This is a genomic window from Caulobacter sp. SRI_008 (assembly GCF_057586355.1).
Genome location: NZ_JBYCZS010000036.1, coordinates 1 through 20,861, shown reverse-complemented (window position 1 = coordinate 20,861; position 20,861 = coordinate 1). Strand labels below are relative to the sequence as shown.

20 protein-coding genes are annotated in these 20,861 nt (G+C 69.8%); 9 read left to right on the top strand and 11 right to left on the bottom strand.

From position 1 onward, the window contains the following. Positions 1–73: 73 nt before the first annotated feature. The 4 genes from AC2YHT_RS23795 to AC2YHT_RS23780 form a co-directional block, all read right to left on the bottom strand. The gene (locus tag AC2YHT_RS23795; RefSeq protein WP_487292310.1) at positions 74–334 is read right to left on the bottom strand and encodes a hypothetical protein; all 261 of its coding nucleotides are present in this window, start codon (positions 332–334) and stop codon (positions 74–76) included. A 175-nt stretch (positions 335–509) separates the two neighbouring features. Beyond that, positions 510–1,682 carry a S41 family peptidase gene (locus tag AC2YHT_RS23790; RefSeq protein WP_487292309.1) on the bottom strand — a complete coding sequence of 391 codons (1,173 nt, stop codon included), beginning with the start codon at positions 1,680–1,682 and terminating at the stop codon, positions 510–512. 89 nt (positions 1,683–1,771) lie between these two features. Next, positions 1,772–2,533, bottom strand: a complete 762-nt coding sequence (locus tag AC2YHT_RS23785; protein WP_487292308.1) for a pseudouridine synthase — start codon at positions 2,531–2,533, stop codon at positions 1,772–1,774. Between the two features lie 4 nt (positions 2,534–2,537). Continuing rightward, entirely contained in the window at positions 2,538–3,578 is a 1,041-nt protein-coding gene (locus tag AC2YHT_RS23780; RefSeq protein ID WP_487292307.1) for a lysine-2,3-aminomutase-like protein, read from the bottom strand. Positions 3,579–3,775: 197 nt separating this feature from the next. Here AC2YHT_RS23780 and AC2YHT_RS23775 point away from each other — a divergent pair, with 197 nt between their 5' ends. Beyond that, positions 3,776–4,321, top strand: coding sequence for a GNAT family N-acetyltransferase (locus tag AC2YHT_RS23775; RefSeq protein WP_487292306.1), 546 nt, complete (start codon positions 3,776–3,778; stop codon positions 4,319–4,321). A gap of 43 nt (positions 4,322–4,364) precedes the next feature. Here AC2YHT_RS23775 and AC2YHT_RS23770 read toward each other — a convergent pair whose 3' ends face one another. After that, a complete protein-coding gene (locus AC2YHT_RS23770) occupies positions 4,365–4,490 on the bottom strand; it encodes a hypothetical protein (RefSeq protein ID WP_255580250.1) in 126 nt (41 codons plus the stop codon). 129 nt (positions 4,491–4,619) lie between these two features. Here AC2YHT_RS23770 and AC2YHT_RS23765 point away from each other — a divergent pair, with 129 nt between their 5' ends. Continuing rightward, positions 4,620–5,522, top strand: coding sequence for a LysR substrate-binding domain-containing protein (locus tag AC2YHT_RS23765; RefSeq protein WP_487292305.1), 903 nt, complete (start codon positions 4,620–4,622; stop codon positions 5,520–5,522). 145 nt (positions 5,523–5,667) lie between these two features. On the opposite strand, the gene AC2YHT_RS23760 is transcribed toward AC2YHT_RS23765, so the two are convergent. Both AC2YHT_RS23760 and epmA read right to left on the bottom strand, forming a co-directional pair. After that, the gene (locus AC2YHT_RS23760; protein ID WP_487292304.1) at positions 5,668–6,108 is read right to left on the bottom strand and encodes a VOC family protein; all 441 of its coding nucleotides are present in this window, start codon (positions 6,106–6,108) and stop codon (positions 5,668–5,670) included. A gap of 83 nt (positions 6,109–6,191) precedes the next feature. Then, on the bottom strand, positions 6,192–7,244 hold the full coding sequence (epmA, locus tag AC2YHT_RS23755; RefSeq protein ID WP_487292303.1) for an EF-P lysine aminoacylase EpmA: 1,053 nt from the start codon (positions 7,242–7,244) through the stop codon (positions 6,192–6,194). A 140-nt stretch (positions 7,245–7,384) separates the two neighbouring features. On the opposite strand from epmA, the gene efp reads away from it, so the two are divergent. Continuing rightward, positions 7,385–7,951 (top strand): elongation factor P, encoded by a 567-nt coding sequence (gene efp, locus AC2YHT_RS23750; RefSeq protein ID WP_487292302.1) that lies wholly within the window; start codon positions 7,385–7,387, stop codon positions 7,949–7,951. 261 nt (positions 7,952–8,212) lie between these two features. Here efp and AC2YHT_RS23745 read toward each other — a convergent pair whose 3' ends face one another. Continuing rightward, positions 8,213–9,148, bottom strand: a complete 936-nt coding sequence (locus AC2YHT_RS23745; protein WP_487292301.1) for an alpha/beta fold hydrolase — start codon at positions 9,146–9,148, stop codon at positions 8,213–8,215. Between the two features lie 194 nt (positions 9,149–9,342). Here AC2YHT_RS23745 and AC2YHT_RS23740 point away from each other — a divergent pair, with 194 nt between their 5' ends. Then, the gene (locus AC2YHT_RS23740; RefSeq protein ID WP_487292300.1) at positions 9,343–9,738 is read left to right on the top strand and encodes a MerC domain-containing protein; all 396 of its coding nucleotides are present in this window, start codon (positions 9,343–9,345) and stop codon (positions 9,736–9,738) included. A 173-nt stretch (positions 9,739–9,911) separates the two neighbouring features. On the opposite strand, the gene AC2YHT_RS23735 is transcribed toward AC2YHT_RS23740, so the two are convergent. Further along, complete coding sequence (locus AC2YHT_RS23735) at positions 9,912–11,732, bottom strand: glycoside hydrolase family 9 protein (RefSeq protein WP_487292299.1); 1,821 nt, start codon at positions 11,730–11,732, stop codon at positions 9,912–9,914. A 400-nt stretch (positions 11,733–12,132) separates the two neighbouring features. Further along, a complete protein-coding gene (locus AC2YHT_RS23730; RefSeq protein WP_487292298.1) occupies positions 12,133–12,726 on the bottom strand; it encodes a hypothetical protein in 594 nt (197 codons plus the stop codon). A 376-nt stretch (positions 12,727–13,102) separates the two neighbouring features. Between AC2YHT_RS23730 and AC2YHT_RS23725 the strand changes: the two genes are divergently transcribed. Then, a complete protein-coding gene (locus tag AC2YHT_RS23725) occupies positions 13,103–14,617 on the top strand; it encodes a DUF885 domain-containing protein (RefSeq protein ID WP_487292297.1) in 1,515 nt (504 codons plus the stop codon). 170 nt (positions 14,618–14,787) lie between these two features. Here the strand turns inward: AC2YHT_RS23725 and AC2YHT_RS23720 are convergent, their stop codons facing one another. Further along, on the bottom strand, positions 14,788–16,425 hold the full coding sequence (locus tag AC2YHT_RS23720; RefSeq protein ID WP_487292296.1) for a pectate lyase: 1,638 nt from the start codon (positions 16,423–16,425) through the stop codon (positions 14,788–14,790). A 531-nt stretch (positions 16,426–16,956) separates the two neighbouring features. Here AC2YHT_RS23720 and AC2YHT_RS23715 point away from each other — a divergent pair. From AC2YHT_RS23715 to AC2YHT_RS23700, 4 genes are all read left to right on the top strand, one after another. Beyond that, complete coding sequence (locus AC2YHT_RS23715) at positions 16,957–17,136, top strand: hypothetical protein (RefSeq protein ID WP_110120980.1); 180 nt, start codon at positions 16,957–16,959, stop codon at positions 17,134–17,136. An 85-nt stretch (positions 17,137–17,221) separates the two neighbouring features. After that, on the top strand, positions 17,222–18,244 hold the full coding sequence (locus AC2YHT_RS23710; RefSeq protein ID WP_110120981.1) for a sensor histidine kinase: 1,023 nt from the start codon (positions 17,222–17,224) through the stop codon (positions 18,242–18,244). 100 nt (positions 18,245–18,344) lie between these two features. Beyond that, complete coding sequence (locus AC2YHT_RS23705; protein WP_487292295.1) at positions 18,345–20,291, top strand: transglycosylase domain-containing protein; 1,947 nt, start codon at positions 18,345–18,347, stop codon at positions 20,289–20,291. A gap of 80 nt (positions 20,292–20,371) precedes the next feature. Beyond that, positions 20,372–20,548 (top strand): hypothetical protein, encoded by a 177-nt coding sequence (locus AC2YHT_RS23700; RefSeq protein ID WP_487292294.1) that lies wholly within the window; start codon positions 20,372–20,374, stop codon positions 20,546–20,548. Positions 20,549–20,861 lie beyond the last annotated feature (313 nt).

Here is a 20,861-nt window from a genome sequence, read left to right as displayed (position 1 = left end):
GATGGTCGGGTATAGGCGAGGGTAGGAAATGTCGGGTCGCCGACGCTGGCGACCCGATGCTCAAGCTAAACTGCTAGAGGCGGCATTTGATCCATTTACCGCCCTGACCGCGATAGGCGTCGCGCTTGACGTCGTAGTTGCGGTACTTGGCCTTGCAGGCGCGGACGTGGCGTTCCTGCTTGGATTCCTTGCCCGGCTTGGCGTCGTGGCGCTGCTGTTGCGGCTGCTGAGCGGCCGGCGCCTGGGCGCCGTGCTGGTCGTGACCCTGGGCCAGGGCGGGGGCGGAAGAGGCGGCGGCGAGGCTCAGGGCGATCGCGGCGAGAACGGCTTTCATGTCGGTCTCCGAAATTGAGGGGACCGCACGGCTAGCAATGCGAAGTGGCGGCGATGTTGCCGCTTTGAAACGGCGTCCGGCGAACTTGCAAAAATGGGCGGAAAGTTTCGGTACAGGCGCGAGTTCAATCGCCCGTTTAGTTCCGGTCCATGACTAGGATCGGCGAAAAGCGCCTTCAGGGCTTGCAGGCGAAGTCTTCCCTTCGAACGCCGCCGACGCTCGACAGGCGCTCGGTCGGCAGCTTCAGGACCAGACCGGAATGGTCCAGGCGGTAGTCGTAGACCGCCCCCCGCAGGCCGGCCATCGGACATCCCGAGACCTTGGCGCCGATCGCGTCCAGGCCGATCGCCAGGCCTTCGCCCATGCTGCCGGTCCAGCGCCCGACCCGCACCTTCACCGGACCGGAATGATGACGGCCCGCGCGGGGCAGCACCTCCTCGATCCACTGGCGCGGCACGCCGCTCTGGCGCTCCTCGGCGATCAGCCGGTGCACCTGATAGGGCCGCGCCGACGAGACGAACCAGCCCATCACCGCACGCGCGACCACCGTGTTGCCGCCGCTCGGCGTCTCGGTCAGGTCGAGAATGACGGTCTCGCCGGGGCGGGCCTGCGCCATCGCCTGGTCGAAGGCCGCAATCGTGGCGTCGTCGCCCAGGGAGTCGTTGAACCGGATGGTCAGCGCCTTGCCGCCGCGTTCGACGGTGACCGGCGGCCGGTCCTGGCGCGGCGTGGCGTAGAGGCTCGGCAGGCTCACCGTCCGCACCTCGCCCGACGCCTTGCGGATGGTCAGCACGCGCGGCCGGTCGCGACGCCCCGCCGCCAGTTGCCGCGCCGCATAGCCCGCGCCATCCGGCGGAACCTCGACCCCAAGGTCGCGCCAGAAGGCCGCCACGGCCTCCGCCGTCGGCGCATGGTCGACCTCCAGCAGGCGATCGCCGATCGCCACGGCCGCCGTGGCCGCCGGCGTGTCCGGGCGGACGGCCGTGACGCGATAGCCGCCGGCGTCCTGTTCGATCCAGAGGTCGGAATAGCTGGGAACCAGCGCCCAGCTGTCGTTGAAGGAGCGGCTCGTGATCGCGTGCGGGTCGGCCAGCGCCGCCAGGCGGCGCTCGGCGTAGCGGGTCAGCGAGCGCGAGTCGCGAACCGCCTCGGCCTCGGCGCGGAGTCGCGGGCTCGACGGCGCCGCTCCTGACGGAAAGCGGTCGAGATAGGCGTAGTTGTCTTCGATCAGCCGGTCGATCGACAGCGCGTCGGCTTTGAAGTCCTCGGCCGTCTGGGCGAAGGCCGAAGAGCTGTTGGCGAGGATCGCGGCGGCGAGAACCAGGGCGGGGGAGAAGCGGAGAAGCATGGGCGGAAGCTCGGGCGCCCGCGGCCTGCGGACAACTGAAACTTCGGTAACGCTTCTCGCCTGGACAGCGGGGTAAGGCGGAGAGGGCCTCAGCCCTTGATCAGCGCCTCGCGCTCGGCCGCCGTCAGCGGGCGCCAGCGGCCTTCGGGCAGGTCGCCCAGTTCTATCGGGCCGACGCGGTAACGGAACAGGTCGATGACGTCCAGCTCGACCAGGTCGCACATCCGGCGGATCTGGCGGTTGCGGCCTTCGGTCAGTACGAAGCGCAGGGTTTCCTGGCCCAGGCGGTCGACGACGGCGCGCTTGAGCTTGCGGCCGTCCAGCTCCAGGCCGTGACGCAGCCAGTCGATCTTCTCGCGGGTCAGCTCGCCGCGCACCCGGACGCGGTATTCCTTCTCCAGCGTTGATTCCGGACCGATCACCGCCTTGGCCACCACCCCGTCCTCGGACAGGATCAGCAGGCCCCGGGAGTCCATGTCGAGCCGTCCCACCGGGGCCAGCTTGCTGTCGCGGCCGGGCACGGGGCCGGGCTGGCCGAACTGGGCGGCCCTGGTCAGCAGGCGCACGGCCGGGATCTGCTCGCCTTCCGGCTGGGACGAGACGATGCCGATCGGCTTGTGGATCATCACCGTCATCGCAGCGCCCAGCTGCTTGGTCGCGCCGTCGTTCAGCACCAGGGTCTGGCCGGGCAGGATCTTGCGGCCGGCGTCTTCCACGACCTCGCCGTCGATCGTCACCAGGCCCTGGCCGATCAGGGCTTCGGCCTCGCGGCGCGAGCAGACCCCGCTCTGGGCCAGCCACTTGTTGACGCGCTGAGGCTCGGCCTCGTCGTAGGTGCGGGTCCAGGCCATGGGGTCAGTCGGCTTTCGGGGGATAGGCGTGGGTCTGGCCGCGCGGGTCTTCGACCGCACCGTCGTCCAGATAGGTGGGGCCGATCGGAACCTTGCCGTGGCCGTCGGGGATGTCGAGCACGTAGGTCGGCTGGCACAGGCCCGAATAGCGGCCGCGGATGGCCTTCATCAGCGCCTGGCCTTCCTCGACCGAGGTGCGCAGGTGGCTGGTGCCGGGGGCCAGATCGCCCTGGTGCAGGTAGTAGGGTTTGATCCGCGTCTCCACGAGCGCCCGCATCAGCGCGCCCAGGCTCTCGGGATCGTCGTTGACGCCCTTCAGCAGCACGGTCTGGCCGATCATCGGCACGCCGGCGTCCACCAGCCGCGCGCAGGCGGCGCGGGCGGCCGGCGTCAGTTCGCGGGCGTGGTTGGCGTGCAAGGCGACATAGACCGCCTTGGAGCCGCGCTTCAGCGCCGCCACCAGTTCGGGCGTCACCGCTTCCGGATCGACGGAGGGAATGCGGGTGTGGAAGCGCACGACCTTGACGTGCTCGATCGCCTCCAGCCGGTCCATCAGGTCGGCGAGGCGGCGCGGCGACAGCACGAAGGGATCGCCGCCGGTGACGATCACCTCCCAGATCTGCGGGCGAGCGGCGACATAGGCGAAGGCTTCGTCCAGCTCGGCCGGCGACAGGGTCTTCAGCCCCTCGGGGCCGACCATCTCGCGGCGGAAGCAGAACCGGCAATAGACCGCGCAGGTGTGGGTCGGCTTCAGCAGCACGCGATCGGGGTATCGGTGGACGATCCCCTCGACCGGGCTATGGGCGAAGTCGCCGATCGGGTCGGCGCTCTCGGCGGGCAGGGTGGTCAGCTCGGCTTCGGTGGCCACGAACTGGCGGGCGATCGGGTCGAACGGGTCGGCCTCGTCGATCAGCTGGGCCATGTCGGGCGTGATGGCCACCGCGTACTGGGCGGCCACGCGCTCCAGCGCCGGCAGGCGTTCGGCGGCGACGAGGCCGGCGTCCGCCAGGGCCCTGGCGCTGCGGATGGTCTTGGCGGCGATCATGATCGCCGGGGATATGCGCCGAACGGGCGAGGTTGGCAAATGCGGCGGAGGGGCGTGGCCGGCTCCGCTCCTACGGTCTCGTTGTTCTGCGTATCTGAACCGGGAAAATCCGTCGTCGCCGGCGATCCTGGAGATGGCGGGCCCGAACCCGGTCAGAGTAGATTGCGGGCGCGCCCGCAAGTCAGCATCATCGGCGCATGCGGCCGCCAGAAGAGTTGCTCACCAACCGGTTACGCCTCCGTCCCGTCAGGGCCGCGGACGCCGAACAAATCTTCACGACCTATGCCGGCGAGGTCGCGCCGACACGCTTCATGCCCTTCAAGCGTCACGGCGATGTCGCCGAGAGCCTGGCCTTCGCCGAACGCTGCGAAGCATGCTGGATCTCGGGGGCGGCCTTCCCATGGGCGATCACCGACAGGTGGGACGTCAAGGCGTTCATGGGCGTGCTCGAGCTTCGCCTTTCAGCGCCCAGGGCCGATTTCGGGTACATCCTTGGAGAGCCGTTCTGGGGGCGCGGGTTCGCCAGCGAGGCCGCCGCCGCCGTGGTCTCATGGGCGATCGCCCAGCCGGCGATCTTTCGCGTTTGGGCGACCTGCCATCCCGGCAACACCGCGTCCGCAGCCGTTCTTCGCAAGGCTGGGCTTCGCTACGAGACGACGCTCGCCAACTGGGAGGCGCGACCCCAGCTCGACGGAGCCGTTGGGCCAAGCGACAGCTACGTCCTGACCAAGGCGGCCGGTTGAACCGCCGCGCCGGGCGGCGGCGATGACGTGGGAAAGAGCGGGCTCACCTCGGGCTGTGCACCGGCACGCTGCCGGGCCAGGGCTCGGCGCGGAAGGGCGAGGAGGGGGCGCGGTCGATCGCGCCGATCAGGGCGAGCGCCAGGGCGCCGCCGGCAAGCAGCAGTTTCATCGTCTCAATCCTGTTAGATGCGGTCACGGGGAAGGGCGGCCGCAGGGAGACAATCGCAAATCCACGTCGGCTTTACGAACGATGGCTTCTGCGTCAGGTTGTGAGTCCAGCTAACGGATATGGGTTACGTTGCGCCTTCCGCCCTTCAGCGCCATGGTCGCCCTGGAGGCGGCCTACCGCCACCGCAGCTACAGCCGCGCGGCCGACGAGCTGCACGTCACCCACGGCGCGGTCAGCCAGCAGATCCGCAAGCTGGAGGAGGACCTGGGCGCGGCCCTGTTCCGGCGCGAGGGCAACGGCATGGTCCCCACGCCCACCGCCCGGCGCCTGGCCGAACACGTGGCCGAGGCCCTGTCGATCCTGAAGGCCGGGGTCGAGAGCGCCCGCCAGACCCTCGAAGGGCCGCTGGTGGTCAGCGCCACCGCCGCCTTCGCCAGCCGCTGGCTGGTCACGCGCCTGGCCCGCCTGGCCGCCGACACCGGCGAGGCCGACCTGCAGCTGCGCATCGAGGACCGCAAGGCCGACCTGCGCACCGACGGCGTCGACATCGCCCTGCGCTTCGGGCGCGGCCCCTGGGCCGACGTGGAGTCGATCCCGCTGCTGGGCGAGCGGCTGTTCCCCGTCTGCTCGCCGGGGTTCCTCGAAAAGCACCCGATGAGCTGTCCGGCCGATCTGCTGACCGTGCCGCTGCTGCGCCACACCGGGGTGCACTGGGCCGTCTGGTTCCGGGGCATGGGGCTGGAGCCGCCGGCCATGATCACGGGCCTGGCCTTCGACGACACCTCGGTGATGCTCGACGCCGCCGCGCAAGGGATCGGCGTCGCCCTGGCCCGCGAAGGCCTCTCCGAACGCGACCTGCGCGACGGCCGCCTGGTGCGCCCCTTCCCCGGCGAGGTCGAGGTCGAGACCGGCCACCACGTCGTCTGGCGCGCCGACGCGCCCCGGCTGGCGCGGATCCTCAAGGTGCGCGACTGGCTGCTGGCCGAGGTGGGGCGGGAGGCTGACACCCCTCAGTCGTCATCCCGGCCGTAGCGCGCAGCGCGGAGAGCCGGGACCCAGGGGCCGCCACACGGCGCTGGCCACCGCCTGGGGAGGAACCCTCCGCCGCGCCCAGTCCCCCTGGGTCCCGGATAAGCCCTGTGGGCTTTCCGGGATGACGAGCTTTGAGGGGCTGAAGCTACTGCCCCGGCTTCCAATCCGCGCCGGGCACGGTGTTGATCATCCACGGGATGCCGAACCTGTCGGTCAGGCTGCCGTAGCCCGGCGACCAGAAGGTGGCCGCGAACGGCATGCCCACCTTGCCGCCCTCGGCCAGGGCCTCGAACACCCGCCTGGCTTCGGCGGCGTCGTCCGTGTGGAAGGTGACGTCGAAGCCGTTCTTGGGCTTGTCGATGTTGGGGGCGAACTCGGGCGGCAGGTCGGCGCCCATCAGCGCCTGGTCGCCGACGTCCAGCCAGCAGTGCATCAGCCAGTCCTTGTATTTCGGATCGATCGGCATGTCGGGCGGGCCGTCGCCGAACGGCATGGCGGCCGTGACCTTGCCGCCCAGCACCTGGGCATAGAACTCGAAGGCCTGGCGGCATTCACCCTTGAAGCTCAGGCTGGTGACGATCTTCATGGCGGCTCTCCCTTTCCGCGTCTGTCCGGACCATAGGACGCCCAGCCGCCGACGGAACCGACATTCCGCCTGAAAAAGATCGCTCAGACCTCCGCCACCGGAACCCACAGCACCTCGTCGATGCGCCGCGCGCCGGTGGCCAGCAGCACCAGGCGATCGAAGCCCAGGGCCGAGCCGGCGGCGGGCGGCATGTGCTCCAGGGCCGCCAGGAAGTCGTCGTCGATCGGATAGCGCTCGCCGTAGACTCTCTGCTTCTCGTCCATCTCGGCCACGAACCGCCGGCGCTGTTCGGCCGCGTCGGTCAGTTCGCCGAAGGCGTTGGCCAGCTCCACTCCGCAAGCATAGAGCTCGAAGCGCTCGGCAACGCGCGGATCGCCCGGCTTGGGCCGCGCCAGGGCCGCCTCGGCCGTAGGATATTCGCACAGCACGGTCGCCCTGCCGATCCCGAGGTTGGGCTCGACCTTCTCGACGATCACCCGGCTGAAGACGTCGGCCCAGGTGTCGTCGGCCGACACCCGGATTCCCGCCGCCGTGGCCGAGGCCGCCAGGGCGTCGCGATCGGTCTCACCGCCCTCGCCAAAGCTGGCCAGCAAGTCGACGCCCGCATGGCGCTCGAAGGCTTCGGCCACCGTCAGCCGCTCGGGCTGCGCGAACGGATCGCAGTCCAGGCCCCGGAACGAGAACAGCCGGGTCCCCGCCGTCTCCGCCGCCAGGGCCAGCAGGGCCGCGCAGTCGTCCATCAGGGTCTCGTAGGGCTGCCCGACCCGATACCACTCCAGCATGGTGAACTCCGGATGGTGCAGCGGACCCCGTTCCCGGTTTCGCCACACCTTGCCCAGGCTGAAGATCCGCTCTTCCCCCGCCGCCAGCAGCTTCTTGCAGGCGAACTCCGGCGAGGTGTGCAGGTGCAGGGCCGCGCGCTCGCCGGCCAGGGTGATCGCTTCGGTCGAGAAGGCGTGCAGGTGCGCCTCGTTGCCGGGCGAGACCTGCAGGCAGGCGGCGTCGATCTCCAGGAAGCCGCGGCTTTCGAACCAGTCGCGCACCGCCGCCGTGATCCGGTTGCGGGCCAGCAGGAACGGCCGGCGGTCCTGGTGCTTGCGCGGGCTCCACCAGGGAGAAGGAGAGGGGGCTGTCACGGGCTGGCTCGGAAAGGGCGAAACGACGGAAGGGCTGGCGATCTAGCCCCGTTCGCTATAGAGGGGCACACGGATTCATCTGCAATATACGCGCGCGCGGTCTTGAAACGCGCCGTCGCCCGATCTTCGAGGACTCTCACGTGAAGGTAGCCGCCAGCTCGCTCCGCAAGGGCGCCGTCGTCGACATGGAAGGCAAGCTCTATGTCGTCCTGACCGTCGACAACATCCACCCCGGCAAGGGCACCCCGGTGACCCAGCTGAACATGCGCCGCATCAGCGACGGCGTGAAGGTTTCGGAACGCTACCGCACCACCGAGCAGGTCGAGCGCGCCTTCGTCGACCAGCGCAACCACACCTTCCTGTACCAGGATGGCGAGGGCTACCACTTCATGAATCCGGAAACCTACGACCAGGTCGTGGCCTCCGAGGACGTGATCGGCGACGCCGCGCCCTACCTGCAGGAGAACATGACGGTCCAGCTGTCGACCCACAACGACGTGCCGATCGCCATCGAACTGCCGCGCACCATGATCCTGGAAGTCGTCGACACCGAACCGTCGGTGAAGGGCCAGACCGCCAGCTCGTCCTACAAGCCGGCCCTGCTCAGCAACGGCGTCAAGACCACCGTCCCGCCGTACATCGCCGTGGGCACCCGCGTGGTCATCCTGACCGAAGACAACACCTATCAGGAACGCGCCAAGGACTGATCGTCCTTCACGCGATCCTTCGAGCTTGAAGATCCCGGCGGCCGCGAGGTCGCCGGGATTTTTCGTTTTTGGGGTGCGCCCCCAAAGTTCGTCATCCCGGGCGGAGGGCCGCGAAGCGGACCGCAGACCCGGGACCCAGGGGACTGGGCGCCGAGGTCGGGTTCGCCGCTCTTCGCGGTAGCTAGCGCACTGCGACGGCCCCTGGGTCCCGGCTCTCCGCGCTGCGCGCTCCGGCCGGGATGACGCGCGGGAGGAGGCGGCCTACCCCAGCCGCACGAACGTCTCGATGTGCGCGGCGCTCGACACCGGATGCTGGTGCTGCGGGCCGTGGCCGGCGTTGGGGTAGGTCAGCAGCTGCAGGGTCGGCAGCTGGTCGTTCAGGGCGTACCAGTTCTCGACCGGGCAGATCAGGTCGTGGTCGCCGCCGATGTGCAGGATGGGGATGGTGGTGGTCTTCAGGATCTGCAGGATCGGCGGGGCGGGGAACGGATTGGCCTTGGGCGCGTCGCCCAGGCTCTGCGCGGCCCACTGGTAGGGCACGGGCGGCGACAGCTCGGCGGTGCGGGCGGCGATGCGGTCGTGCGAGGCGCGGGCCGCGGCGCGGCTGGCCGGGCTGTTGGGCTCGAAGAACAGGATCACCTCGTCCTCGAAGTCGTTCTCGCGGGCGGCGGCCTGGTAGAACAGCGGCTCGGCCAGCTTGGCCGCCGGTCCCGGCGGCGTCGTGCCGATCAGCACCAGATGGCTGATCTTGCCGGGAAAGATCGACAGCGCCGCCTGGGCCGCGATCCCGCCCAGCGACCAGCCCAGCAGCACCACCTTGTCGAGGTTCAGGGCGGTGACCAAGTCGCTGGCGTCCTTGGCCCAGGAGAACGGGTTCAGCGTCTTCTCGCCGGTCGACAGGCCAAGACCCGTATAGTCGAAGGTGATAACCCGAAAGCCGCGCTGCGCCAGGCTGTCGAGGAACAGCGGGTCCCAGCTGTCGAGGTTGCCGCGAAAGCGGGTGCACAGCACCAGCGGCGTTCCCTCGCCGACCGAGCGGTAGGCCAGGCGCCGGCCGTTGCTCTCCACATAGCGGGTCGGGGCGTTCACGGCGCCGGCGGGAGCGGCCTGCGCCAGCGCCGGCGCGGCCAGGCCCAGCGCCAGCCCCGACAGCAGCACGCCTCGGCGCGAGCCGGCCCAGCGATCGATCGTTTGCATGGCGAGGGTCCTCCAGTCGCTTTGGTCGCGGCCGGACCATCGCCGATCAGGCACGCGGCGACTTGGATGATCCCGCCTGGGGTCGGACAGAGCGGACGCGGCGGACGGGTTGACGGAAATTCCGGCGGGCGCCTCTTGACTGAGTGTTATGTAATAACATTTAAGTCGCCTCAACCGTCGTACCGGAGTTCCGCATGCCCCGCCACAACCACCTGCAACGGGGTCTCGACGGCGCGGCGATCGGGCTTTCGAGCCTGTGTCTCGTGCACTGCCTGGCCCTGCCGGTGATGGCGGCCCTGCTGCCGCTGGCGGCGAACCTGTCGCACGCCGAGTGGCTGCACCCGCTGTTCCTGGCCATGGCCGCGCCGATCTCGGTCTTCGCCCTGGCGCGCTCGGGCAACTGGCGGCGGCCGCGCATGGTGGCGCTGGCCGCCGGGGGGCTGGCCCTGATGACCGCCGGCGCCTTCGTCCCCATGAGCGACTGGGCCGAGGCCGGCCTGACCAGCCTCGGCGGCCTGATGCTGGCCGGCGTCCACCTGCTGAACGCGCGGATCTGCTCGTGCGCGGAGCAGGGCGGGGCGGCGGCGTAAGAAAGGCCGCGGCCTTTCAACATCCCGTCATTCCCGCCCTTGTGGCGGGAACCCCTGGTTCCGCTGACACGTGAGGCGCAAGCGGCGTGCTCAGCACGCCGCCCCCATCTGCCCTTGCGGCTTACAGAGGGTTTCCCGCCACAAGGGCGGGAATGACGGGAAGATTTGGGACGTTACTTCCCCTCATCCAGGAACGCCGCCACCCAGAAGAACGGCGCGTTCCAGTTCACCGCCACCTCGTTCTGGGTGAAGGCGCCGGCGTCGTCGACCCAGCAGGTCTGGGCCGCGCACTTGCCCTGCATCTTCTTGGCCACCTCGTCGCTGAAGGCGGTGTTGTTGGGCCCGCCCGAGATCACCCCCGGCGGCGGGGCGGGGTACTTGCCCTGGCCCACCCAGAAGCGGTGGTGCGGATGCTTCATCGGCCGCGCGCCCCAGCCCGTCACATAGGACTGGTCCAGCGGGTTGCGGCCCAGCACGTAGTCCATGGCGTCGGCCGCGGCCTGGCGATAGGCCGCCTTGCCCGTGACGTCGTAGGCCGCGCCCAGCACCATGGCCCGGTTCATGATCACCGCGTTGGAGCCCCAGGAATAGCGCGTCCCGGCGTCGGGCAGGCGGTAGCCGGCCTTAAGGTCCTCGGCCGCATAGCCGTCGGCGGCGGCGACCAGCCCCGCCCGCGCCGCGTCGCGAGCGTCGGCCGGAAGCGTGTCCGAGATCGCCAGCGACATCACGCCCAGGGTCGCCGTCCAGCCCCAGCCCGGCGCCTGGGCCGGCTTGCCGGCGGCCGGCATGTGCGGCGAAGCCCGCACGATCTCGCCGTACGCGGCCTCGCCGGTGGTCGCCCACAGCTCGGCCGCCGCCCAGAACAGCTCGTCCGACAGCTCCGGATCGCCATAGCCGCCCCCGCCGGTGAACTGGCTGTGGGCGTAGATTTCAGGATTGCGCCGCGCCGCCGCGAAGGCCGAGCGGGCCACGCTTAGGCAGCGGGCCGAGAAGGCCGGATCCACCGTCTTCCACACTCGCGCGCACTGCGCCGCCACGGCGGCCAGGTTCAGGGTCGCGGCCGTGGTCGGGTGATAGAGGAAGCGCGGGGCGGGATCCTCGTGCGGGGCGGTCGGCACGCCGGTCCAGAAGCCGTCGGTCAGCTTCTGGTGGGCCATGCCCGAGGCGTCGACGCTGGTCAGGGTCAGCGGACCCTTGCCCTGATGGCCGACCGGCAGGGCCATGGTCGTTCCCGCCGGAACCTGCATGGCCAGCAGGAACTCCAGCTCCCACCGCGCCTCGTCCAGCAGGTCGGAGACGCCGTTGCCGGCCTCGGGGATACGCTGGCTTCCGTCGGCGAAGGCGTCCCTGCGGCCCAGGGCCGCCAGCCGCTCGCGATAGTTCACCAGCGTCCATACCGCGATGCCGCCGTTGACCACGTACTTGCCGTGGTCGCCGGCGTCGTACCATCCCTTGCTGGCGTCGAGGGTGTAGCCGCAGCCGGCCCAGGCCTGGCCGCGCTCGTCCTTGCCGTTGAAGCAGGTCGCCTTGTCGGGCGCATGGCCGGCCGGGCGGGCCAGCTTGGGATCGTCGCCGAACCGGGCCTCGATCGGTATGCCGCTGCGGTTCTGGTAGAAGAAGGCCAGGGCGTCGCGCTTGAGCCGCGCATAGGGATGGGCGGCGATCGCGAACGGCCGGCTGGCCCGACCGCCGGCCTTCAGCCGATAGCCCGCGCCGGCCGGGGCGGCCGAGAAGTCGATCTGGTGCAGGCGCTCGCCCGAGGCCTCGTCGGCGCCGACCACGATCGTCCTGCCCTTCAGCACCACGCGCCCGGCCGCGTTCTCCAGCGTCCAGTCCAGCGGCTGGGCCGAGGCTTCCGGCAGCACCGCCAGCTTGCCCGCGCTTTCCAGCACGCCCACCTGGTTCAGCCGGATCGGAGAGGGCGGCTCGGCGGCCATCACGGGCGCGGCGAAGGCGGAGGCGGCCAGCAGGGCCAGTATCGGACGGGTCGGCAAGGCTTCCTCCGGGAACGCTACGCGAAATGGTCAGGCGTCTTGTCGCGCCCCGCAAGCATCCTAGGGGATCTCTGACAGCGTTGTCATGCGCCTCATAGTCCCTCTCTCTAAGAGAGAGGGAGGTGCCCGCCGCCGCAGGCGGTGGGAGGGTGAGAGGTTACATCCTATCCGAACCAGGCGCAGCCAGCATGCCGGCGGCGACTCCTCTGGAATCTGAGCCCTCGCCTGAACAGCGAGCGCTCGCGTCCATGGCGGCAGCCTCGGCCCGCTCCTTGAGAAACCGCAATGGGATGGGATCGAGGTTTTCCGGCTGACGGTGAAACCTCTCACCCTCCCACCGCTTCGCGGCGGGCCCCTCCCTCTCTCAAAGAGAGAGGGGTTGAGCGCTTCCGCCGCCGCCTCAGTACCCGTTGAACTGCAGGGACGAGTGGTGGACGATGATCCGCACCACGCCCTTGTCGTCCTTCTTGAACACCCAGGTCTTGTCGACCACCACGGCCGGCTTGTCGTCCTGGCCCTTCACGTACAGTTCGACCGTGCCCATGGTGCTGGCGACGGCGCCGTTGATCTGGATGCCGACGGGCTTGAACACCACCCGGCGCCACGGCTCCTTCAGCGCGAAGCCGTCGTCGTTGTATTCCGGATCGTCGTCGACGAAGTAGGACAGCGCGCCCTCCTTGGTCAGGCGGAAGACGTGCGGCTTGGTGGTCAGGGTCGGCTTGAACAGCACCGGACCCAGATTGTAGCCGTAGGCCTTGTCGATGAAGGCGCTGGCCACCGCCTTGGCCCGCGGCAGGTTCTCCCGCTTGCCGTTGTAGGCGACCGAGATGGACACCAGGCCTCTGCCCCAGGCGTCGGCGGCGGCGAGAACCTCGGCTTCGGTGATCTGCTGCGGGGCGGCGTCTCCGGCCACGGCGAGGGCCGGGGCGGTGGTGGCGGCGAGGGCCAGGCCGAACAGCGAGGCTGTCAGGGCGCGACGAGTGGCGTGTTTCATCGGTCTTACCTCCATGGCGGAACGTCGGCCTCGCATGGGCCGCGCGCGGGTCGTTGGACGCGGACGCTGACTGTCACTGTCTCTTCGGGACCGGCCCTGGGCCGCCCGGAGGATCGGAACTTCAAGCGGGGGAGAGCGTGGCCCTGGCGACGCGGCCCCCCGGCGTCGATTTAAGCGTCGGTTCGGGCGTCGGTCCGAGCGCGATGCGGCCGAGGCTATGCTCGGTTCCTCCCCCAAGGTTCCGGAAGTAGCTTTTGGGTGGTTTTACCGATTCATGCAACCTGGTGATGCATGCCGTGGTCTTCGCGGATCACTCTGGACACCGGTGTCTTTCCCGCTACGACAGGGATCAACAACGGCAAGGGAGAGGCCGGGAATGATCGATCGTCGCGGGATGATGCTGCTGACGGCCGCCGGCCTGACGGCGAGGCCGGCCTTGGCCCGCCAGAACGGAGACGCGGCCCTGAAGACCCTGCTCGACGGCTTTCCCAAGGTCGCCGGCGCGGCCGATCGCCTGAAGGCCCTGGCCGCCCTCGATCCGGCGACCCTCTCGCCCAAGGCCCGCCTGGACTACGACGCTGTGCGCAACGCCGTCGCCATCGAAGCCGAGCTGGTCCGCCGCTTCCCGTTCGGCGCCGGCGCGGCTGGACCCTATGTCGTCACCACCCGCGCGGGCGCCTGGTTGAAGGTCGCCGACGCGGCCGGCAAGCCGGAGGCCGAGGCGGCCCTGGCCAAGCGCATCGACGCCGAGACCGACCAGATCGAGCACGACGCCGGCGCCGGCGTCGTCCCGCCGGCCTTCCTGATCGCCCGCCTGGAGACGGCGATCATCGAGCCCGTCCGCAAGGGCGGCCTCGGCAAGGATCTGGCCGCCTCCCTGGTCTGGCAGGCCGAGGCGCTGTCGAGCCTCAAGCCCCGCGCCGGCAAGGCCGCCGGGATCCGCTTCAAGGACCGCGAGGCCTATTACGCCCTGGCGCTGAAGGGCCAGTTGGGCGCGCTCCTCGCACCCGCCGAGGCCCGCCGCCGGCTGGACGAGACGATCCGCGCCCTGCACGCCCGCGCCGACGTCCTGCTGAAAGCCCAGGGCCTGACGAAGGGCGGGGTGGGCGAGCGCCTGCGCGCCCTGGCCGCCGATGAGCGCTTTCTCTACAGCGACGACGACGCCGGCCGGAACCGCGCCGTGGCCGACATGGCGCCCTGGTTGGCCAAGGCTCGCGCCCGTCTGCCGCTGGCGTTCGCCAACCTGCCGGGCGCGGTGAACGCCGTCTCGGTGCGCCGCATGTCGCCCGCCGACGAGGCCGCCGGCCGCCAGGGCTATCGCGACCTGCCCTCGGCCGACGGTTCGAAACCCGGCGCCTACTATCTCGACCTCAAGCAGATCCGCCGCCGGCCCAGCTGGAGCCTGCCGGCCGTGGTCCACCACGAGGTGATCCCCGGCCACATGCTGCAGATCCCGCTGGAGGAGGCCTCGGGCGCGCACCCGTACCGCACGCGCGTGGCCTGTCCGGCGGCCATGGAGGGCTGGGCCGTCTATGCCGAGCACCTCTTCTGGGAGATGGGCGCCTTCGATGGCGAGCCCCTGGCCGAGATCGGCGGCCTCTACTGGATCCTGTTCCGCGCCGCCCGCGCCCGCATGGACCTGGGCGTCCACCTGGAAGGCTGGACTCCCGAGCGCGCCATGGCCTTCCTGGCTGACACGCAAGGCGACCCGGTGATCTTCGCCCCCTTCACGCAAGAGGTCGAACGCGCCGCCATCGCGCCGGGCGTCGCGGCTGGGCAGGGGATGTACTGGCTGGAGCTCTCCCGCCTGCGCCGCGCCTGGGGCGGGACCCTGCGCGAGTTCCACGGCAAGATGCTGGATCGCGGGACGCTGCCGGTTTCGATGCTCTGATCCTTCTCCCCTTGCGGGAGAAGGTGGCGCCGATAGGCGTCGGATGAGGGGTCTCTCAGAACCTGACACCTCACCCGGCCTGACCGCTGCACGCGGCTTTCAGGTCTGAGAGACCCCTCACCCGACCTCGCTCCGCGAGGCCACCCTCTCCCGCAAGGGGAGAGGGACGCCTATGCCGCCCCGATGTACTTCAGCAGCGTCACCATGTTCTCGATGTAGCTGCCCGTCGAAATCCCGATCTTCGGCTTGTCGGTCACGTACGGGGAGGTGTCGCTCGCATCGCCCACGTGCGTGCGGCTGAAATCCCCCGGCGCCGGGGTCGCCGAGCCGTCGCCGATATAGGGGTTGGAGGTCGCTTTCAGCTCGGTCGGCCACCAGCCGGCCTCGTTAAGCGCCGCGATCAGGCCGGCGACCTTGTCGGGGGCGCTGGCGGTGGTGTCGCCCTTCAGGGCCCCGACATTGAGGTCGGACACCGACACGTCCTTGAGGGTGAAGTATTTCGGCAGCGCCTGGCGGCCGCCCTTCAGCGGCGAGGTCTTGCTGGCGACCTCGGGCGGCGTGGCCTTCAGCGTCTCCAGCCGCTTGCGCAGGGCCGGGATGTTGATCCCTCGGAACGACGAATAGTGCGCCACCGTGTTTTCGGGGTTCTGGTCCACGTAATAGCGGCCGTTGACCACGTTGCTGCCGGTGCGGTGCACATAGAGCGGCTTGCCCGTGCCGATCTCGACGAAGGTCGGGAAGGCCCGGCCCTTCTGATATTCGACCGGCAGGCGCAGGGTCTCCAGCCAGTCCAGCGCCTCGGAGAGCCGCGCCAGGTACTTCGGATCGCCGGTCAGCTCGTAGAAGCCCATGCAGGCTGTGATGTTGGCCGCGGTGGTGTGGGTGGCGAAGGCTTCCGGCTCGTAGGTGCGGGCGCCGGCCGGCTTCAGGTCGGCGACGCGGTGTTGGAGCCCCCAGCCCGGCTGGGGTTGCGGCTGCTGGCAGGCGAGGAAGCAGTCCATGGCCTTCTTGATCGCCGGCAGGGCGCGCGGGTCGCCCAGGGCCTGCCAGACCATGATCAGGAACTCGATGTTCTCGCCGGCCACGTCGTCGTTGAAGGTGATGAAGCCGGTGTAGTCGGGCCGGCCGTGATGGTGGAACTCGTCCTTCAGCGGGAAGCGCTGCGGCCAGCCGCCGACCGGGTACTGGCTGTCCAGGACGAAGCCGATGGCCTTGTCCAGCGCCGGCTTGAAGGCCGGATCCTTCTTCTCGACATAGAGACGCAGCAGGAACTGCGCGCTCTCGGCCGTGCCGGCGTCGTCGAAGGTGGCGTTGCCGTAGTAGTGCTGGAATTCCTCGAGCCGCCAGCCGTTCTTGCCGATGGTGTCGTACCACTTCTTGATCGACGGCTCGCCGGCCAGGTCGCCCAGATAGTTCCAGCCGCCCGCCGGGTGCTGGATCTTGATCAGGGCCCCGGCCACCTGCTTGGCGGCCTCGTAATAGTATTCGTCGCCGGTGGCGTGATAGGCGTCGAGGAACAGGTGGCCCATGGTCGCCGTGCCCGGCGGCTGCACCCAGATCATCGTCGGATAGGCCTCCATCTCGCCCCAGCGGCGCGAGAAGTCGGGCAGGTAGCTCCAGACATAGCCGCCCTGGTAGGCGACCTTCTCGACCATGAAGGTGGTGGCCCGCTTCATCGTCGCCAGCGCTTCGTCCTTGCCCGGCGCCTCGGCGGCCAGGGCCTTGAACGGCGCCAGCCCCGCGGCGGCGGCGAAGGCGGCCGCGGTGGTCGCCATCAGGCGGCGGCGGGTGAGGGGGCTGAGCGGCATCGACGCTTACTCCGTATCCAGACTTGCGCGACGCGAGGACGCAGGCGGCATGGGATGGGGAGCGGTTCGACGCTTGAAATCAAGCGTCGCCTTGGTTTCCTTCCCCGTCGGAGGCCAAGCTCCGAGTCCTTGCCGCCGTTGGCCCGGCGCGTGTTGGGCGACACAATGTCCACCGGTGTCATTGTTTGCAAGAGCGCCTTTGGCGAACCGGCGCGAAATTTCCCCTGCCGCGTGTGCGACAGGCCGCCGCGTTGTGTCGCGCAAGGCTTTCCGCGAAATGACGACCATCGGTTTATGAGGCGACGCCGCCGCGCCGGATGGCAGCGGGCGACGCCGTCCTGTTGGGGAACAGGACGACACCCCCGGACCCTCAGGGTCCGGGGGTGTTTTCATTCCGGGCGCCTGTATTCCCGGGCGCCATGCACCTTGTGCAAATACACACTAAGGCGCTGATACCGCTAACGAAGTTCTCCGAGCTGCGTCGCGCGGTCGCATGGAGAACGGCGTTCATCTCCAGTAAACAATCACCCCATGCCGAGCCAAAACGATCATCTCAAAGAAGCCGAACGGCTGGAGCGCCAGGCGGAGATCGCCGACAGCGCCCACGCCCGCGAAGCCCTTCGCCGCATGGCCCAGACCTCGCGCGTCACCGCCGCGATGGTCGGGCTGATGGAAGCCTGCGCCGAGGATGCGCCCAGCATCTCCTTCTGACGGCGCCTACCGCACGCGCCTTTGACGAGCGTCCCGGCCTCGCGCAACTCTGGCTCCCAAACGGGGGCGGAGCGAAGGAGGGGGCATGGCGCAGGACCGTACGGACGCAGGCGTGCTGGCCGCCGCTGGGGCCTATTTCCACAGCGTGCTGGAAGCCAGCCAGGACTGCATCCGCGTCATCGATCCCGAGGGGCGCGTCGAATACATGAACGGCCGCGGCCGGGTGCTGTTCGAGATCGACGACTTCGACGGCCGCAACCGCGACCGCTACTGGCCCGACATGTGGCCGCCCGAAAGCCGACCCGCCGTCGAGAACGCCCTGAACAAGGCCCTGGCCGGCGGCGCGGCCTTCTTCCGCGCCCTCTGCCCGACCGCCAAGGGCAATGTCCGCTGGTGGGACACCACCGTCTCGCCGGTCCGCGACGAGGCCGGAAGGGTGGTGCGGGTGCTGGCCGCCTCGCACGACGTCACCGCCGCCATGCTGGCCGAGCGCCACCGCCAGCTGCTGGTCAACGAGCTCAATCACCGGGTCAAGAACACCCTGGCCATCGTCCAGTCGATCGCCGCCCAGTCGCTGCGCAACGCCGGGGTCGATCCGGCCGTGCGCCGCGCCTTCGAGGGCCGGCTGATGGCCATCGCCGCCACCCACAACGTGCTGACCGACGAGAACTGGGCCGCCGCCAGCCTGCGCCAGATCGTCGAGGGCTCGCTGAAGCCCTATCTCGGCGGCGAGCACCGCGCGACCATCGCCGGTCCCGACCTGATGGTCTCGCCCAAGCCGGCCGTGGTCATGGCCCTGGCCTTCCACGAACTGGCCATCAACGCCCTGAAGTATGGCGCCCTGTCGGTTCCCGGCGGCGAGGTCGAGGTCGGCTGGGCCTCCGAACCCGGCGCGCGCCTCGTCATCACCTGGACCGAGCACGGCGGGCCTCCGGTCAAGACGCCCACCCGGCGCGGCTTCGGCTCGCGGATCATCGAGCTGGCCCTGGCCAGCGAACTCGACGGCGAGGTCGCCCTCGACTATCGCCCCGAAGGGCTGGTCTGCACCGTCCGCGCCCCCCTGACCGCCCTCGACAAGGTCGACGCCTTCATGGCCCTGCAGGCGTGAGCCTTCCGAGCCAGGCCAGGCAACCTTGACCGTTCCCGGACGCTTTCCTGCCGCAACTGCCTGCCATCCAGGGGCGGGCTGAACAGGAAACGGGGGCCGGGTGGCCGATCTCGACTGGCGAGCTTGGACTGTGAAGGCGCGGCATGTCGCCCTGACTGTCGCGGCCTTCGTCGCCGCCAAGGCCCGCGGCTTCGCCGCCTTCGTCCGCCGCCATCCGCGCTGGATGGGCCTTCTGGCCGCCGTCTTCGCCGTGCTGCTGGCCGCCTTCGTCTGGGTCGGGGTCAGCCTGCCGCTGTCGCGCGCCCTTGAGCCTCTGCCCAGCCCCGCCGTCGTGCTGCTCGACGCGCAAGGCAAGCCCTTCGCCCGGCGCGGCGCCTACAAGGAGGCCCCGGTCGTCGTCGCCGATCTGCCCGACTACGTGCCCAACGCCTTCATCGCCATTGAGGACCGGCGCTTCCGCCATCACTTCGGCCTGGATGTCTGGGGCATGGGCCGGGCCGCCGCCGTCAATCTCAAGGCCGGCAAGGCCCGCGAGGGCGCCAGCACCATCACCCAGCAGCTGGCCAAGAACGCCTTCCTCAGCAACGAGCGCACCCTTCGCCGCAAGGCGCAGGAGGCGGTGATCGCCGTCTGGCTCGAGCTGCGACTGTCCAAGGACGAGATCCTCGCCCGCTACCTGTCGAGCATCTATTTCGGCGACGGGGTCTATGGCCTGGGCGCGGCCTCGCGGCACTATTTCGGTCGCCCGCCCGAGAAACTCACCCTCGGCCAGGCCGCGATCCTGGCCGGCATGGTCAACGCTCCCAGCCGCCTGGATCCGGTCGACAACCCCAAGGCCGCCGCCGCCCGCGCCGACCGGGTGCTGGCCGACATGGTCGAGGTCAAGTTCATCACCCCCGAGCAGGCCGCCGCCGCGCGCGGCGCCCGGGCCCGCGCCGTGCGCGCCAGCCTGCCGGTCGGCGGCTATTTCGCCGACTGGGTCTCGCCCCAGATCGCCGACGCCTTCGAGACCGCCCGCTACGGCGAGGTCAAGGTTCCCACCACGCTGGACGGCCGCCTGCAGCGCCGCGCCGAGCAGGCCGTCAACCGCGCCCTGGCCAAGTCCGGCGGCCGGCTGAAGGCGGGGCAGGCGGCCCTGGTCGCCATGCGTCCCGACGGCAAGGTGGTGGCCATGGTCGGCGGCCGCTCCTACGCGACCAGCCAGTTCAACCGCGCCGTCCAGGCCAGGCGCCAGCCGGGCAGCGCCTTCAAGCTCTTCGTCTACCTGGCCGCCCTGCGCGACGGCGCCCACACCGACATGCGGGTGGTCGGCGACCCGGTCACCATCGATGGCTGGAGCCCGAAGAACTACGAGGGCGAGGCGGGCCAGGACATGACCCTGCGCGACGCCTTCGCCCAGTCCAACAACATCATCGCCGCGCGCATCTGGCAGACCGCCGGCGGCGAGGCGGTGGTCCAGGCCGCCCGCGACCTCGGGATCACCTCGCCGCTGAAGGCGACCGACGCCAGCCTGTCGCTGGGCACGGCCGAGACCACCCTGCTGGAACTGACCAGCGCCTACGCTTCCGTCGCCTCGGGCCACATGCCGGTCGCGCCCTACGGCCGTCCGCGTCCGGCCGGCGAGGCGGCCCCGCCCAGCCAGCCGCTCGACACCGCCCAGCGCGCGGCCCTCTACGAGCTGCTCGGCGCCGTGGTCGAGGAAGGCACCGGCCGCGCCGCCCGCACCGGCCAACTGACCTATGGCAAGACCGGCACCACCCAGGACCATCGCGACGCCCTGTTTGTCGGCTTCACCGGCGACCTGGTGGTCGGGGTCTGGGTCGGCAATGACGACCACTCGCCGATGAACGGCGTCACCGGCGGCGGCCTGCCGGCCCAGATCTGGCGCGACTTCGTCGGCCAGGGGCTGAAAGCCGGCCTGATCGCCCGCGACCGCGCCCCGGTCCCCCGCGCCCCGCCGCCGTCGGAAGACGACGAGATCGGCCGCGACATCGACCGCGCCGTTGGCGGTATTCCGGGCTGGCTGAAGCGGATCTTCGGCGGCTGATCATAACTCTGTGTCGCAGAGTTGTGATTGGACGGGCGCGGCCGGCCATGGCCTGCTGCCCGCGATCCACGGAGACCGCCATGCCGCTCCCCAAACCGCCCCCCAAAACCAAATGGGCCGCCGCCATGGCCGACGGCCAGGCCAAGCGCGACGCCAAGGCCGCCAAAGCCCGCAAGGCCGCCCAAGCCGCCACCGACCTCAACACCACGCTGGGCCCCGCCGCCCTGATTGCGATGCTGACCGGCTCGAACACCTGATCGCGCAGATCCTCCTCCTCTGGAGGAGGTGGCCCGAAGGGCCGGAGGGGGGCCGTTTTCAGCTTCCGCAGCGCCGACCGTCTCTCCCCCGTAAAATCCCCGCGAAAGCGGGGACCCAGGCTTTTTCTGAAACGCGCGGCGCTCGACGATAAAACACCTGGGTCCCCGCTTTCGCGGGGATTTTATGGATTTGGGGTGGTCTTACGCACACCACTCACACGGCGTAATCGGGAAAGAGTTCAACCAACTCAACGCTCTAAAACTTTATAACCCCAACTTATCCCCGCCTGCTCGAGCCGCCCCATAATCAAAC

Excerpts from the sequence above, each read along its gene's own strand:
- AC2YHT_RS23795 (WP_487292310.1), bottom strand. The coding sequence starts at position 334 with ATGAAAGCCGTTCTCGCCGCGATCGCCCTGAGCCTCGCCGCCGCCTCT.
- AC2YHT_RS23725 (WP_487292297.1), top strand. The coding sequence starts at position 13,103 with ATGATCGATCGTCGCGGGATGATGCTGCTGACGGCCGCCGGCCTGACG.
- AC2YHT_RS23745 (WP_487292301.1), bottom strand. The coding sequence starts at position 9,148 with ATGCAAACGATCGATCGCTGGGCCGGCTCGCGCCGAGGCGTGCTGCTG.
- AC2YHT_RS23775 (WP_487292306.1), top strand. The coding sequence starts at position 3,776 with ATGCGGCCGCCAGAAGAGTTGCTCACCAACCGGTTACGCCTCCGTCCC.
- AC2YHT_RS23720 (WP_487292296.1), bottom strand. The coding sequence starts at position 16,425 with ATGCCGCTCAGCCCCCTCACCCGCCGCCGCCTGATGGCGACCACCGCG.
- AC2YHT_RS23785 (WP_487292308.1), bottom strand. The coding sequence starts at position 2,533 with ATGGCCTGGACCCGCACCTACGACGAGGCCGAGCCTCAGCGCGTCAAC.
- AC2YHT_RS23780 (WP_487292307.1), bottom strand. The coding sequence starts at position 3,578 with ATGATCGCCGCCAAGACCATCCGCAGCGCCAGGGCCCTGGCGGACGCC.
- AC2YHT_RS23770 (WP_255580250.1), bottom strand. The coding sequence starts at position 4,490 with ATGAAACTGCTGCTTGCCGGCGGCGCCCTGGCGCTCGCCCTGATCGGC.
- AC2YHT_RS23730 (WP_487292298.1), bottom strand. The coding sequence starts at position 12,726 with ATGAAACACGCCACTCGTCGCGCCCTGACAGCCTCGCTGTTCGGCCTG.
- AC2YHT_RS23790 (WP_487292309.1), bottom strand. The coding sequence starts at position 1,682 with ATGCTTCTCCGCTTCTCCCCCGCCCTGGTTCTCGCCGCCGCGATCCTC.
- AC2YHT_RS23760 (WP_487292304.1), bottom strand. The coding sequence starts at position 6,108 with ATGAAGATCGTCACCAGCCTGAGCTTCAAGGGTGAATGCCGCCAGGCC.
- AC2YHT_RS23715 (WP_110120980.1), top strand. The coding sequence starts at position 16,957 with ATGCCGAGCCAAAACGATCATCTCAAAGAAGCCGAACGGCTGGAGCGC.
- AC2YHT_RS23700 (WP_487292294.1), top strand. The coding sequence starts at position 20,372 with ATGCCGCTCCCCAAACCGCCCCCCAAAACCAAATGGGCCGCCGCCATG.
- AC2YHT_RS23710 (WP_110120981.1), top strand. The coding sequence starts at position 17,222 with ATGGCGCAGGACCGTACGGACGCAGGCGTGCTGGCCGCCGCTGGGGCC.
- AC2YHT_RS23740 (WP_487292300.1), top strand. The coding sequence starts at position 9,343 with ATGCCCCGCCACAACCACCTGCAACGGGGTCTCGACGGCGCGGCGATC.